Raw genomic sequence first — 15,371 nt, 5'->3', positions numbered from 1 at the left:
AAAGAAGGGTGGTGAGGGGACGACCAAGACAATGGAATGTCCGACGTCACCTCGACAACATTTCAACGGTGATCGAAGTGGCAGCCGGGCAAATCACTCATCTTGTGCGCGAGAAAATGGAAGGCAGCTCAGATTTGCCTGAGAGGCCGCTCTACTGTAAGGATGCGGGGGCAATGGCGCGCTGGAAGTTGGCCTCCCGCAGCGTACTCGTATCAGTGAGGCAGTTCGTGCGGGATGATCGAAGCGTGAATTGGCTTGCGCTTATCGTATGCAATCCGCTATCTTGACTGCCGTGCCGAACCGCTCGGTCTGACCGTCTTTCGCGCATGGGTCGTTCAGTAACAGGACAGGCTGAGCGGTAACAGGTTCATTCTCGAGCTTCAGGAGTCTCGCGATGATGCCCTTTGCCTCCCCTCTTTGGACACGTACGATACCTACGCCCACAAGATCCATAGCGAAATGCCTGCTGCTCTTTACAGTTGCGCTTATGTGTTTGTTACCCTCCCTGCGTGCACAGTCGGATCCGCCGATTCCCGCCGGCGATGTTCGCATCCACTACTTCCGTCCGGATGGGAACTATGCAGGGTGGGCGTTGTATACGTGGAATGCGTCGACGGAGAACGCCTCGTGGTGCGGCAGCGAGGTTCAGGTTTCAGGGACGGATGCGTATGGGGTGTACTTCGACGTGTCAGTGAATCCGGCGTTGGGAACTCCGACGGGCGATCTTGGCTTCATCATCAATAACTGCGCCGAAAATCAGGTGAAGGATCCTGGCCCCGATCAACATCTTCAGATCACGACGTACAGCCAGGGGTGGATTATCTCGGGGGATGCGACTGTGTATACATCCGAACCCACCGATGCCCAGAAGCTAAACAGCAACTTCCTCAAAGAACAGGCGTACTGGCTGGATCGTACCCGCGTGGCAATACAACCGGCATACCTGCAGAGCGGAAACACCTATGCGACCTATTGGAGCCTCACGGGCGGGCTGCAGTTGACGGCGACAGGGGTGACGGGAGGGCAGGCGATTCCGCTGACTCCGGGTGGCACGCTTACCCACGAAGAGCTGACGCGTTATCCGCAGCTGACGAGCTATGCTGTGCTGACGGTGTCGCCACGTATACCGCTGGCGACAATCGAGCAGGCACTCAAGGGACAAATCGCGATTTCGTCAGTCAGCCAGTCCGGCGCATTGACCTATGCGACGGGCATTCAGGATGCGGGTGTCTTGGACGATCTCTATTACTACTCGGGAAAGCTCGGTGTGGTGGTAAAGCACGCAGCGGATGATGACTGGTGGTTCGATTGGGCCGACGACAACGATGCGGCGGTGAAGCTGAAGCTGTGGGCGCCTACCGCGCAGAGCGTCTCGCTGCAGTTGTTCGATCACGAAAATGACACGGCGCCGAAGACCACGGTAGCCATGCACGAGCACAACGGTGTCTGGGTCGCACGCGGAACCCCGGACTGGAAGGGCGAATATTACCTGTACAGCGTGAACGTGTATGTCCCCGTCGATAAGGCGGTGGATACGAACGTCACTTCAGATCCGTACTCGATAGACATTGCATTGAATGGTGCAAAGAGCCGCATCACAGATCTGGACTCGCCGACGACGAAGCCGTCGGGATGGGATTTCTCATTCTCGCCGCCGTTGAATTCGCTGAACGACATCAGCATTTACGAGCTTCATATTCGCGACTTCAGTGTGGGCGATGTGACCGTGCCGGCAGCCCACAGGGGCACGTACGACGCGTTCGCGGATGAGAATACGAATGGGATGCGTCATCTGCACGCACTTGCGGAGAGCGGGCTGAAGGCGGTTCACATTCTTCCGTCGTTCCACTTCGCCTCGGTGAATGAAGACAAATCGACCTGGAAGACAACGGGCGACCTATCGGGAGATCCGCCGGACGGCCAACAACAGCAGGCGGTCGTCGCCGCGATTCAGTCCAGTGATGCCTATAACTGGGGCTACGATCCGGTTCACTATATGGCCCCGGAGGGGATTTATGCGATCAATCCAGATAACCGCGTCTTTGAGTACCGCACGATGGTGCAGGGGTTGCACCGTGCGGGGCTGCGAGTGATACAGGATGTGGTCTTCAATCATACGAACGCCAGTGGAGAGGCGCCGAACTCCAATCTGGACGAGGTGGTGCCGCTTTACTATCACCGGCTTGATGCGAATGGTTCGCTGGAGACAGGATCTTGCTGCCCTGATACAGCGAGTGAACACAGGATGATGGAAAAGCTGATGATCGACACGCTGGTACTGAACGCGAAGCAGTACAAGATCGACGGCTTCCGATTCGACCTGATGAGCTTCCACTTTACGTACAACATGCAGCATATCAAGCAGGCGCTGGCAGCACTGACGCCGTTAAAAGATGGTATAGATGGGTCGAAAATCTATTTATATGGTGAGGGCTGGACGACGGGCGAGACTGCTAATGGCGTGATCGGGCCGAATGCGAGCCAAGCGAATCTGTACGGGTCCGGTGTCGGCACCTTCAATGATCGGATACGAGACGGGGATCGCGGAGGCAACCCGTTTGCGGATCTCCGGGTCCAGGGTTTTTCAACGGGGCTGCTGACCGATTCCAGTGACTACACAACGAGTACCACTGCACAGAGCGATCAACTGACGGCTCTGCTGCAGGACGAGGATTGGATACGCCTGGGGCTTGCCGGCAACCTGCGCAACTATACCTTTACGTCCTACACCGGCGCGACGGTGACGGGAGCGCAGGTCAACTATGGCGGTCAACCCGCGGGATATACGGCATCGCCGATCGAAGCAGTGAACTACTGCTCGGTGCACGACAACCAGGACATCTTCGATGCGGTGCAGATCAAATCGAGTCTGAGCGATTCGAGCGCCGTACGGGCACGACGGCAGGTGATGGCGCTGAGCGTGATTGAGCTTGGTCAGGGAGTGCCGTTCTTCCAAGGCGGTGACGATTTGCTCCGTTCAAAAGATATGGATCAGAACAGCTACGACTCGGGGGACTGGTTCAACAAGATTGACTGGAGCGGCCGCGGGGCGAACTGGGGTATCGGGTTACCGATTGCAAGCCAGAACCAGAGTCAGTGGCCGTTGATGCAGCCGCTGTTGGGCAACGGCGTATACACGCCGCAGCCGCAGGAGGTCTCTTTATCCGGGGCGGCCTTCCAGGAGTTCATGCAGATTCGCTACAGCTCGGGCCTCTTCCGGATGTCCACGCTCGAGGAGATTCAACAGAACCTCAGCTTCCTCAACACGGGTACCAATCAGACGCCGGGAATCATCGTGATGAAGCTCGACGCAACTGTCGGGAACTACGGCCAATACAAACACGTGGTCGTGGTCTTCAACGCTACTAATGCGCTGGCGACCTTTACCGATAGCAGACTCGTGGGGTTGAAGCTTCATCTCCATCCGGTCCAACAGGAATCAAGTGATGCTGCGACGCGCGAGGCCACATTCAGTTCGAAGACTGGAGCCGCGACGGTGCCCGAACTGACGACCGCTGTGTTCGTCTCTGAACGCAACTGAGTCGGCAGATCCCCACCTCTGGAGATATTCGTAAGGTACGGATCTTATATTTCAAAAGATACTGCCGTTCCTCCCGGGCCGGCGTACGCCTTCGATCTCCCTCATCGTAGCTCGGCAAGGAAACGCAGCCGTCGGCTCTGAAGTACTAACCGACAATCCACCCGGGACTCAGCTCCATATTGCTCAATTCGGACTGGCATTCCGCCAATCTCACCCGTCGATATGCCTACAAATTTCTCGCAATGTGAGGCACGCAAGATATTCATTTATATACATTTATTCAAAAAATTACTAAAATCTTTCGCTTTGTCGCTAGGTTGGTAAGGCACTCCTGGAGAGCAAAAATGACAAAATTATGGAAGATTTCGATGAGATTCAAGCGAATTTGATTCTGTTGAATCTGTGCAAGCGGCCGGGACTCGACCGGGAAATCAAGAATGAATTGAAACAATTACGGCATCTGCCGGTGAGAAATCTGTCCTAATTTCCGCGGACATATCGGGAAGTTTCCGTAAGTGAAATCACACGAGGCGGCACGCATTGCAACTTTCACGCAGGCATTGGCGCGTCTATGTCTGTCATCGATGTTCCTGAAAATCTAGAATTTCCTCTTCGGGCGTCAGCCAAATCTTGCGGATTAGCGCGAGAGCCATGACGATCCGAAACGCATATGAAGAATGAAATTGTTCCTGACCGCAACGCATTGCGAGACTGCCAATACCGATTCCCAACTGATCGGAATTGCTTTTACTTTTGGGATTGGGTGGCTTGATGTATTCCACTGTGCCGCGCCCGGCTCCTAATTCTTTCAATCTCCTGACAAGATTCGGCCTTTTTTCATCGCACAGATAACCAAAATACTGCACCTTAAGGTTTGCGATATTGAGCCTCTCTACGAGGCGGATGATGTTCCGAACCCCCTCAATTCTTTCGCATGGCTCACCTGCATTGTGCTTCGTCCAATCGCGCACACCGAGCATAATCTTGTGGGAAGCCTCCACACTTCCAGCGTAGAAACGAATTGCATGCTCAAATAAAGCCGGTTCTTCCGGAGCGAGTTTGGCCAGCCCATTGGCAATCGCGCGGGCCATTTCCGCCGATGACTTATGCTTGAAAGCAGGTACGTACTTACTACTCTGGAAACCTCCCTGCTCGAAATCCCTGAAGATTCTGAGGTTACTCAGTCGCCGGGTTTCCGCAATTCTGGATGCCACCGCGGGAAGCGTTAGATTGAGCTCCCTGACGACGACGTCGACCGATGCGTCATACCTGAAGTGCCTCTCCAGCAATGACCGCGTGTCGTCGGCCCAATCTCTTGGTGGTTGAGATTTCTTTCGTCTTCCAGGCGAGCGGGCCGGTTGATCCTCGCCGAACATACTCATTTGTTTATCGGATTGCACCTTGTCAGATTCACCTCTCCGGAACCGAATTTGCGACACCTCATCTGTTATTTCGGCCCGTTGCGTCTATTCTGTAGACAGACACCAGTCGAAGCAATGGATGTAATGTTCAACGCTGGTTCCCGGACTTCCGTGCCCGAGCAGGTGAGCAATCCCTTGAAGGTCCGCACCTCGCATCTGATCCGTTAGGAACAGCTTGCTACGAAACGCCTCTCGATCCTTGAGCCATTCAAGAGTTTCGGGGTGGCGAGCAAACAGCCTGGAGGGAAATGTTTGCATGTGCGGCAGGAGCTTCGCCGCCAGCAAGGTGGCAAAGCTATGCCTCAGGTGATGAATCTTCAGCGACTGGTCGCCAAGGGAATCGCGCATGCTCGTTATGATCTTGGAGTAGACCGCTTTAGGAGACAGGAACACAGAGGCGTCATCCTGCCGAGAAAAGAACAGGGCTATCGCGCTGCTCCTCGGAGCGTATTCGCGCTCCTTCGCCCATTGCGCGAGTTCTTCGAAGAGCTCCTTCGGCAGGAATGTCGCCACCGGAAGGGAGCGAGTGGCGTTGCTTGTTTTCAGTTTTCGCTTCGCATAAGGCCGTATATGCAGGTGGCCGGCAGCATCCAGATCGCTGACGCGGAGGCCGAGTGCTTCGTCCCTGCGAAGCCCGCCCCAGAAGCAGAGTGAGACGAAGAGCTGGAGCGCTTTCCGCATGTAAGGATCATTCAGATTTGTGTCTGCGTCGATGTAACTCAGCACGCGTCGGTATTCGTCAATGGTGATGAAATTCGCATCGACCGGTAGCAGCCCATTGGGGGTCAGTCGGTCCTTCAACTCATCGAGCTTGCCCACTTTATAGACTGCAGCCAGGAATTCATGGAACTTCAGGATAGCCAGAACGGTCATCCTCTTATCACGGCGGATTTCCTCCTCCTGCGTATCCGGTGTGACATCATCCCAGTCCTCCTCGAGAATCTCCTCATACAACGATTCAAGCTCGGAAACGCTTACATCGGCTGGGTCAAACTCCGTCTGGTTCTCCTGCCTGCATCCCAGGCGTCTACCGATTAACAGACTGAACCTGCTTGCAGTGCTGATCTCGTGTGTCTTCAATAGATGCTGGGCGAATTCGGCCACGAGCGATCCCATGGATCCATAACGGCCGCCAATTTGGGCAAGTTTCGCGCCCGCTTGGGTCTTCTTCCCGCATTCAAAAGCTCTGAGCATCTCGATGTACCATTGAGGCTTAAGCTCGGATGATTCCTTATTGGCCACATCAATAGGTTGAAGCGCCTCTTCTGAATCCTTGGGAATTATGGGACGCGTTGTGTCGCCGGTGACCGGGACTCCAGACGAGATCCTCCGCAGCACAGCCATTCGTGGCGCATGCGAAATGGTCGTTCGTCTGCGATAAGCGGCGACTGCTGCTGGCACATGCAAATACACCAGCGCCCGGGCCGCCCTGGTTGCGTCAGACAATTTGAACCTTCCACCCCTGAGGGGCCTGGCCGCAATATATTCATCCACTGTTCTCTGAAGGAATTTGTAGATACTCGCCCTGTTCCGGATGGTCTTCTTGGCTGTATTCGAACGCGACAGCGATTGATGATGATTTTTCCTGATGCCTTCTAGGATGTCCCTAAGATCCGCGTCCTTGATTTTCGCGATCAAGCGTCGAGTATTGCGGTCGGGGATGTAGAGTCTGCGTTCGGCGTTTGGTTGATTTCCCCATTGCACCTGCAACTCAATGCACTCAATCTGGTTTTTGAAAGCCAGAATGTCATTACTTGTGTCCGCAAGAGCCTCGAACCATGCGACCTGAAGATCCATATGCAGAAGTTGGAACTGGGCGATGGCTGACAGAAGTGCCAGCGCAATCATATCGTTCGGTTTGCTGGGCTGAATCTCCCTGCTTTTGCTGATTACCTGCTTAAGTACAACGAATGTCCGTTCTGCATCGGACAGATCGTCTTTGAAAGGATTTGTTTCCAGGAGGATTCGGGAAATATAGCGAGGCCTGGGCGCTTCATAACCGACTTCGCTGACGATCCGATCCACAACCTTTGCGAAGCAATCAGAGGTATTCTTCAACTCGTCCGCCAAACGTTCCTGGGCGTCAACTTCCAAGCTGCATTCCGTCTCTGAGTTCAGCATCGTACTGATTCTTGTGTTTAGCTCAGCCTCAATATCCGAGAGGTCCTGCGGAGTCCACTTAGCATCTTTCCCCTCGCAAAGCAGCTTGGCGGCCGGGAGCTTGGATTTCAGGAGGATCTGCTTCAATCGCTCGAAAGCCGGTAACTGCTTGTCGGTGATATGAAGCGCGTTCGGGTCCCAAATGATTTTGTTCAATTTCGTCTTCGACACGTTACCCTGCTCCGTTGCGGTCGGGCCTGGTGCCAAAGCCCAGGTCCGACAGGATCTCCGGGACAAGATGACGCAGACACGCCAGGTAGTCGCTGTAATCGAGACTCGACCATTTGCCCCAGGGTTCGCGCCGTTCCCTCCAGTGGCCCATGAAGACATCGACGTACTCGGGAGACAGCCCTCGGTTCTTGAGCAGGTAACGCATTACCCGGCGGGGGGTGTTGGCAGGAAATGGGAAAAATTCCTTGCTGAGACGGCTAATCCCTTTCCGAGTGATGCTTTCGCAAGGACCCCTGTCAGAGTCGAATGTGATTTCACCAAATGGCAGATGGCGTGGACGGCCAACCCCGCGGCGGTCAATAATGTAGCGTGCCTGGTCGAGTTCGCTCATCTGCCACACAAGTGCGGGAGGCATCCATACCAGCCGGGACTTGTAACCGTTCTTGTTGTCTTTGTCAGAGAGGCGCGCGAGACCCGATTTCGTGTTGAAAGCAGAAGACTCGATGTATAGCTGTTTACTACTGCGAGCGCCGATTGCAAACTGCTGGTGCCAAATGACGTGGAGGACTGCCAGATTCCAGTGATCAAAACGGTCCGGCGATCTTTCCACGAAGGCTCGGAAAGAGTCTCCTGTGATGGTTATGGCCTGCCGTACACAGTCGAGGGTTGGGAATGCGCGACATCCGATGAAGGCCTGACGCCCGCTCCAGGAAGGCTCCATGGAAATGTTCGGTTCCGTCAAGCGCAAATCTCCTCTCCCCAGAGAACACGGGTGGCATCCTTAAACAGTCTCTGGGCGTCCACAACCGTCATCAGAGAGTAGTAGAGAGGAACTCGGGCGCGAGGATGAAGATACCCTAGAACCATGCTCACTTCGGAGTAATCATTGCCAGTGAGTTGCAACAGGATAGACCATTGGAGCTTGGACAGCTTTGCGATAGTAATACGCCCGGTTGGGTCTAGGCTTTTCAACCAGGAATTAGTTCTCCCGCGATATTCGTCTTCCGAATTTGTGAAGAGATAGTTGTCACCTTTCTCGCGCGTTTCGAACATCCGAGTGAGGAGCATTTCAGTTGTATTGGTGATAGGGTTGACGATGAAATGCGTTAGCGATGCTTCCTTATTATCGACAAACGGCAACTCTTTTTTGTACTCCGGCTTGATAGCCCTCCAGCACCATTGCACTCGACGAGCTGTTCCTGGACGATAGAGTAGAGAAAAACTTCCGTTGGGGTCCTCGCCAAATGGAAGATTGAGAAGTTGCTCAAGCGGGCGGCCTGTTTCAAGGCAGACGGCAACCAGCGTCGCTGTCTCATATTCCTCAATTGAGCTCGAAGTTATATTTTTCAACGCACTCAGAAGCGTTGAAGAAATCTCTGCCACCCTAAGCTGGCTTGCCGACCACGGCAAGCTCTCACGGTCAATTTCAAGCCTCGCGACACTGGCACGTACGCGGGCCATCTCGCCTGGACGAACGCCTCTTCGATCCGCTGAAGGATGTATGGCAATAGTTACTGGTATCGCGCTCTCATCGCGATGTTCGTCTTCATCTTCCAGCTCATCTGCATGGCCGGACCGCACCATCTGTACTTCCTGTTGGGGCTCGTTCAGGTTAGGGTCGTTCGGATCGAATGACCCTAAGTACATACCAGACAGTGTTGGACTGTATTCGATGTAGCCGAAACTGAAACCGCTTGACGCCGAATGCTTCTCGCGAGCCTTGCGAGGCGCGAATTTGCGCGAAGATGATTTCCCCGCGCAATAATTCATGATGGTGCTCGCCCACGCACTGAAGTGCTCGCCCACAGGAATCCCTCCTTTGGCGACGATCTTTTTTCCAATGCCGGCGGCAAAAGCTGTTGGAATCTGTGGCGGTTCCAGAAAATCCAGAAGGGATACGCCAGACTCTGTTCCGAGCATGCGAACAGCCCACGCAACATGATGCGGAAACCGCAATTTGGCTTCGATGCGTTTCTTATCCGTGTTGAGTTCAAACGATTCGTACTTATCTATATATGACCGATGGCTGCTCTCAAATATCTTCTTCAACTCCCGCTCGCGCGCGCTGAGGACTTGTAGCCGCAACAGATTGTAGATGCCTAGATATAGATGGATCTGATACTCGTGACACATCATGGCATAGAGCGGATAGACCCCCACAAGGGGGGGCCTCTCCTCAGCAATCACGGCGGAAAGTCTGTTTGAGTTTGCAACCACCCAGCCAGCAGCTATTCTCAGCGGGTCAAAATTTTCGGTAAGGGCCCAGTTTTTCGGTACCGAGGCAATCGCATTCTTCAAATTACCTGCGACCAAAAGGAGGCAGCGCAGGTCGGAGGGTGCTTCCAGCAGAGCGCATAACCAGCGAAAGTCCTCTTCTACGCCCCCCTTCTTGGCCATCGCCCGCACCTGCTGATAGTGGGGGCTTACGCAAGGTGCCGGAAGGTGTGAGGAAGAGCCAGTCATCTGATACTTTCATCGGTTCTTCGCCAAAAATCTTGAATGCACGTGACGATTCGCAGGCCCGCATCCACTGATGAGGGCGAACACGTCTTCAGTAACGGTGGCGTCTTCGATTGAGGTTAGGCGAGCCCTATGAGCAGTGAAGATTGTTGTCCCCGTTGGGACTTAATGGCGGCCGTCAAATGAGATCTCTTACGACAGCCCTCCTCATATTCGCAGACGATCTACGAACTAGACCTCAGCCTTTTTTCCTGAAGCGCTCCAAAGAATCCTTTCCACAAACGAGGGCGGACTGTCCCTGCATTCCGACCCTGCCGCATTCTCACACCTCTGCGGAGGACCTTTCCCTAGGAGCAATCTTGACAAAAGGCAAACGAAAAGCACAGAGACTTGCGCTCTATCTGAACAGTATCGGCATTCCACTTGTCCCTTTTGCCAGCAGCTATACGCAATGGGCAGCAGTTTTACAAACACAATACAACGCACTCGATCCCGAGCGCCGAAAGCTCGCTCGAAGGACGGGACGACATCTCATCAAACAGGCGGGCTCGATTGCGAATGCAGTCGCCGTTCTCCCAAGCCCCATTGTTCCAAAGCCACCTACCAACAACGCTCCGCCGGTCGCTTGGCGTGTCCGGTCCAGAGAAGAGCAGTTTATCTCTATTTGCAGGCGCTGGTCCGCGCTCACGCCTCCATGCCCGTCCTGCCGCATGCGCAACGGTTTTCCCAAACGTTCCTGGCCCAGTAGGGAATGGGCCGATGAGGTTTGGGAAAGGCAGCACGATCGTGATTCACTACGCGTCTACGCGTGTCCAGCTCAGCCAGACGTCTGGCATCTTGGTCACCTTCGTCGCCAGTTGCCTCTGTCGTCGCCCCGGGAGGAACTCTCCATTCCCCTTCCAACTCCTCGCTAGTCCCTTTCGAAATAGGAGGACACGCATGCCCCGAGAGAGTCTGATTCAATGTGCGACTTTACTGCAACTGCAGTAGAGTCGCATCTGCACGACCGCAGAAACGGCTCGACGCCGTGAAGCAGCCGATATCGCCTAGCGAATCGTTGGCTTGCTTGGACTCATCGAGGCAGCCGAACGTTTGTCGCGCCGATTGCCGATCTTGCTAACGCTCGCACGGCGAACAGGCTCTATAGACATTGCGACTGTGTCTCTGCATTACCAGGATTCCAAGGTCTTTACTCGAGGCCGAAGCCATTCATCGCAACTTCCACTAAAACCAGAGAGGAACAATCTCAGGGTGCCACTGGCCTCGAAGTAGAACAAGTGAATAAATTCATAAGTACTTGCATATTCACGGAGGATCATCTGTGGGTTACCCCATAAGATGAAATTTGAACTCCATAAAGCGAAATCGGTGCCCCCATAAGTTGAAATTGGTGGATCCATAATCCAGAGCGAGAACCGTAATGGCCCCTTCGATCAAGAAGGGGCCATCACTATACGGAATCATCTTAAGAGGCGGTTCAATATACTCTGCTAACGCACCTGCATAGTTCAGGCGGCAGATTACTTCAATGGGGCGCGTTTTTCGATACTAAGCTGAAATCCGTGGAGAAACGTCCTGATGATCAAACGTCTCTCCGTTTTTATTCAGCAATGATTTTGAATGTAACTTTGCTACTAGATTGATGGGCAGTGGGCTCGTGGTTGGAGGTTTCACTGAACTGTCACCTGGAAGGTGGCGGTGTGCGAGAGTTTGCCTGCCGAATCGGCGGCGGTTACGGTTATGGTTTGAAGTCCGGCCGGAGTTCCAGGATTTGTAGTCGTCGGGTTTTTGGGTGAAGAAGAGCACCCGACGAGTGAGAGTAAACCCGCGGCGAGGAGGACGGTTAGAAGACTCGCACGCATCAGACGACGACTGAACTTGCGCAGCCGATGTGGGGAAAAGACCAGAAGGACAAGGCTGGCAAAGGCGATTCCATGAAGCGGCAGGGTGAGTCTGGGTAAAAGGGCGGTCGTTGGTGCGGTTGTTGTAATCGTGAGAGTGGTTGTAGCGGTTGCTCCGCTGGCCGGGGTCACTGAGGCAGGGGCGAAGGTGCAGGCCGCTCCGAGTGGCAGGGTTCCGCAGGAGAACGTCACGGTTCCGCTGTAACCGCCGAGTGGCGCGACGGAGAAGGTCGTCATTGCCGATTGACCGGCCGCAATGGTTGCTGCGGCCGGTGAGGCGGAGAGTGTGAAGTCTGGTGCTGCGACTGTAACGGTAAGTGCGCTTGAGGCGCTGGCGAGGTTGGCCGCATCGCCTGCGTAGTTCGCTGTGACGGTGAAGCTGCCGGCGACGGTGAAGGCGAAGGGTAGTGAGGCGGTGCCGTTGGTTAGAGAGGCCGTGCCCAAGGTTGTGTTGCCGGAGGTGAAGGTCACGTTCCCGGTTGGGTTCGATCCCGTGACGGCTGCGGTGAAGGTGAGTTGCTGATTTGGATTGGCGCTATTGGCGGAGGCCGTGAGTGTTGTCTTGGAGGCCACCGGAGCTACCGTAACGGAGACTGGACTTGAGGAGCTTGGCTGGTTGTTCGTGTCACCGGCGTAACTCGCGGTGACAGCGTATGTGCCCGTGGCTGGGAATGAGATTGACAGGGTGGCCACGCCGTTCGTGATGGAGGCCGTGCCGAGGGGTGTGCTGCCTGAGGTGAAGGAGACGCTGCCGCTTGGCGAGATGACGCCTGTAACGGTGGCGGTGAAAGTCAGTTGTTGCGTTGGGGCTGCGTTGTTTGCGGAGACAGCGAGCGCTGTCTTTGAGGGGAACAGGGACGGCGCTGTTGGCGCGGGGTTGGTTTGATTGAGGAGCGCGGTTGCGCCGCCGCTTGTCCAGGTAAGGTAGTCCAAGGCGGCTGTTTTCGACTGTGGTGACACTTGATTGTTCAATCGTGCGAGAACAACGTTTGAAGGCGTTTCTGTCCCGCCATCGGCTTCTCCGATTATCCCGCTTGGATTGCCAGCGTAGTAGGTATTACTGTCAGCGGTAAAGTTTCCTTTGCCATCACCCAAAAATGGAGTGAGGCTCGTCCTTGACAGTTGATCGTCGATTAAGACGTTATATTGCAAGAGCAGATCAGGGTGACTGTCAGCATTGACGTCGGTGATGGTAGCCACGCCCATCTGTGCGAAAGTTGGCAGCGTTGCGGTATAGAAGGGGGAGTTCTGGAAGGTTCCATCACCGTTGCCAGCGTATACACTCGCACCTACGTTGAAGCCACCGGTAACGGCATCGGGAATGCCATCTCCGTTGAGATCGCCTACCGCCAATGCGGGGGCGGGCAAAGTGACCGTACTGAGTTGGAAGGTTCCGTCCCCATTCCCGAGATAGACGAGGCCGTTCCATAGGATATCGAGCTTGTGGTCGTTATTGAGGTCGGCCGCTAGTATCAAAGATTCGACAGACGTGGGATTGTGTGACGGAAGAGCAACGGGAGTGCCGAAGGTTCCATCGCCTTTTCCGGGAAGGAAAACAATACCGTAGCTTGAGGTGGGATCGTCATAGCCGTTGGAGTAGGCGGCGACGACATCAATCTTTCCGTCGCCGTTGAAATCTCCGGAGACTGCGCTGATGGCTCCGACAACCTGCAGATCGACAGGGGAGGCTGAAGGCTGGAAGGTTCCGTCGCCATTCCCTTTGTAGAAGATGAGCGTGGAATCTACTACGGGCTTAGCGGGGTAGAGAGACCCGTCTCCAGGAGTTATGATGGCGGCGTCCTGATCTCCGTCGGCATTGAAATCCGCAGTGACGATAACTTTGGCTGCGGCGCCGGTGGTATGGCTGGTCACAGTGAAGGTTCCATTGCCTCGCCCGATTGCGGTAACCAGGTTGTTTCGTGCGTCTAGGGTGAGCACATCGGTGAGACCGTCGTTGTTGAAATCTGATGCGGCGAAGCTGGACGATCCGACGGGAAGTGTAGGTATTCCTTGAAATGTTCCGTCGCCGTTTGAAACAAGACGAGTGATCTGATTTTGTATCTGGTCCGCGTCAATGACCTGGTTGGATAGTTCAAGGGCAAAGTCAGTGTTCCCATTCTTTCCGGGAATAGGAAACAGAGTTCCACTGAATGGATAGGACGATCCTTGAGAGAAGTTCCCGTTACCGTCACCTCGCAGGATTGTGGTTGTCTGATTGATGAAGGCGAGGTTGACGTTTCCGCCAGTTGTTCCAGCTGTGACTAAACCCAGCTGATAGGGGCCGGTAAAACCCAAGGGAAGGTTCGATCCGACGGTGAAAATACCATTGGAGTGGCCAAGCATGACCTGTAGTGAGAGCAGCGTGGAGTTGGGTGCGGCGAAGGCCAGATAAGCAATATCGGAGACGCCGTCTTGGTTGAGATCTGCGGCTACAAAGTAGGCGCCCCCGGGGAGGCTGGCGGGAACGGGTGGCGACTGTTGCGTCTGGAGGGTTCCGTCGCCGTTTCCGTAAAAGACAGCGGTGTTAGTGCCTCCAACAAAGATATCCTGCTTGCCGTCGCCGTTGAAGTCTCCTGACCCGATGGTTACTGTTGAATTTAACGTCGCGTAGGTGATGGATAGCGGATAAGAGGCCGACGGGGAAAAGATACCTGGAGCGCTGCTGCCTTGATTAAGTAGAACCTCTACTTGGAATGAGAGTAGGGTCTTTGCGGTGATAAAGGCCAGGTCGAGATAGCCATCGCCGTTAAGGTCTACGGCCGTGATATTTCCAGGTCCAACGATTGGATATACGACAGGCGGTTGGAAGGTGCCGTCTCCGTTGCCGATCAAGACTGCAGTTCCGCTGGCGACGTTGCCGACAAGGTCTAGCTTCTTATCATTGTTGATATCAACAGCGATGAGACTGAACGGGGCGAAGTTTAGTGCGGCTGTTACGGCCAGCGGCGGATTGGTGTTGCCCTGATTCAGGAGGGTTATCAGCGTGGAGTTTTGGTTGTTGGGCAGGATGGTGATCAGGTCAGGTTGTCCGTCTCCGTTGAAGTCGCCAGTTGCGAGAACCTGTTGGTCGCCTATGTCGAAGAGTGGAGTGACCGGGAAGAGAGGCTGATTTTGAGCGCGTGCGGGGGAGGATATGAGTATTGCGATCAGGAGGGCAAGGAGTGATCGGACTCCGAGGGGGGCCTTGAGGCAGTAGTTCGCAGACATTGTGGCACAGTCCTTCAATAATGAGGCGGTGGTAGAGGTTGGAAGCGAGTGTTTTTTTGCTGCATGCTCTATTCGCCGGCGAGGCTTAGCGGTTGATTATGAGCAAGATACATATGTGTGTGATTTCAAGTACAAGATGTCTATCCGGCAATGTCAAGATGTGGCGACGCTTTATTGAAAAAATGCAGAGCCGCTGGTATGGAATGGGGCAGCTGTGCCTGTGCGAATCTCAGGCCGGTGGAGGACAGGACGAAAAGCCGCTAATGATCAAAGCAGTTGCGCTTTAATGGGGGCCACGCAAGAAGAGATTGCAGCTTATGGGGACACGGTTCCACCGCAAGCTGCTGATTTTAGGATGAGCCTGCTCTCACGTTATGGGCCAATCCACATGATCTTCACACGCCAGCGTCGCCCAGCAGTTCTGGCGAGGTCTCCGGCGGTAGAGCCCGTGGTCTCACATTTTCTCGCAAATCGCTCGCTTGGCAGTTGCCAAAGCATGGCTTCGTGATC

Annotated in this window: 6 protein-coding genes; 1 reads left to right on the top strand and 5 read right to left on the bottom strand. The window is 54.5% G+C overall.

Annotated features, from left to right (window positions below; translation table 11 throughout):
- Positions 1–487 precede the first annotated feature (487 nt).
- The gene (locus RBB82_RS23215) at positions 488–3,541 is read left to right on the top strand and encodes an alpha-1,6-glucosidase domain-containing protein (RefSeq protein WP_433975492.1); all 3,054 of its coding nucleotides are present in this window, start codon (positions 488–490) and stop codon (positions 3,539–3,541) included.
- Between the two features lie 578 nt (positions 3,542–4,119).
- Here the strand turns inward: RBB82_RS23215 and RBB82_RS23210 are convergent.
- From RBB82_RS23210 to RBB82_RS23190, 5 genes are all read right to left on the bottom strand, one after another.
- Positions 4,120–4,941 carry a hypothetical protein gene (locus tag RBB82_RS23210; protein WP_433975491.1) on the bottom strand — a complete coding sequence of 274 codons (822 nt, stop codon included), beginning with the start codon at positions 4,939–4,941 and terminating at the stop codon, positions 4,120–4,122.
- Between the two features lie 66 nt (positions 4,942–5,007).
- Positions 5,008–7,293, bottom strand: a complete 2,286-nt coding sequence (locus RBB82_RS23205; protein ID WP_433975490.1) for a tyrosine-type recombinase/integrase — start codon at positions 7,291–7,293, stop codon at positions 5,008–5,010.
- A gap of 1 nt (position 7,294) precedes the next feature.
- Positions 7,295–8,035 (bottom strand): hypothetical protein, encoded by a 741-nt coding sequence (locus tag RBB82_RS23200; RefSeq protein ID WP_433975489.1) that lies wholly within the window; start codon positions 8,033–8,035, stop codon positions 7,295–7,297.
- On the bottom strand, positions 8,032–9,690 hold the full coding sequence (locus RBB82_RS23195) for a hypothetical protein (protein ID WP_433975488.1): 1,659 nt from the start codon (positions 9,688–9,690) through the stop codon (positions 8,032–8,034). Before RBB82_RS23195 ends, RBB82_RS23200 begins: the two co-directional genes overlap by 4 nt.
- 1,733 nt (positions 9,691–11,423) lie before the next feature.
- The gene (locus tag RBB82_RS23190; protein ID WP_433975487.1) at positions 11,424–14,861 is read right to left on the bottom strand and encodes an FG-GAP-like repeat-containing protein; all 3,438 of its coding nucleotides are present in this window, start codon (positions 14,859–14,861) and stop codon (positions 11,424–11,426) included.
- Between the last annotated feature and the right edge of the window lie 510 nt (positions 14,862–15,371).

This window comes from Tunturiibacter lichenicola (assembly GCF_051013355.1).
GTDB classification, from domain to species: Bacteria; Acidobacteriota; Terriglobia; order Terriglobales; family Acidobacteriaceae; genus Edaphobacter; species Edaphobacter lichenicola_F.
The sequence above is the reverse complement of the archived record's forward strand: the minus strand, read 5'-3'. Positions and strand labels throughout refer to the sequence as shown.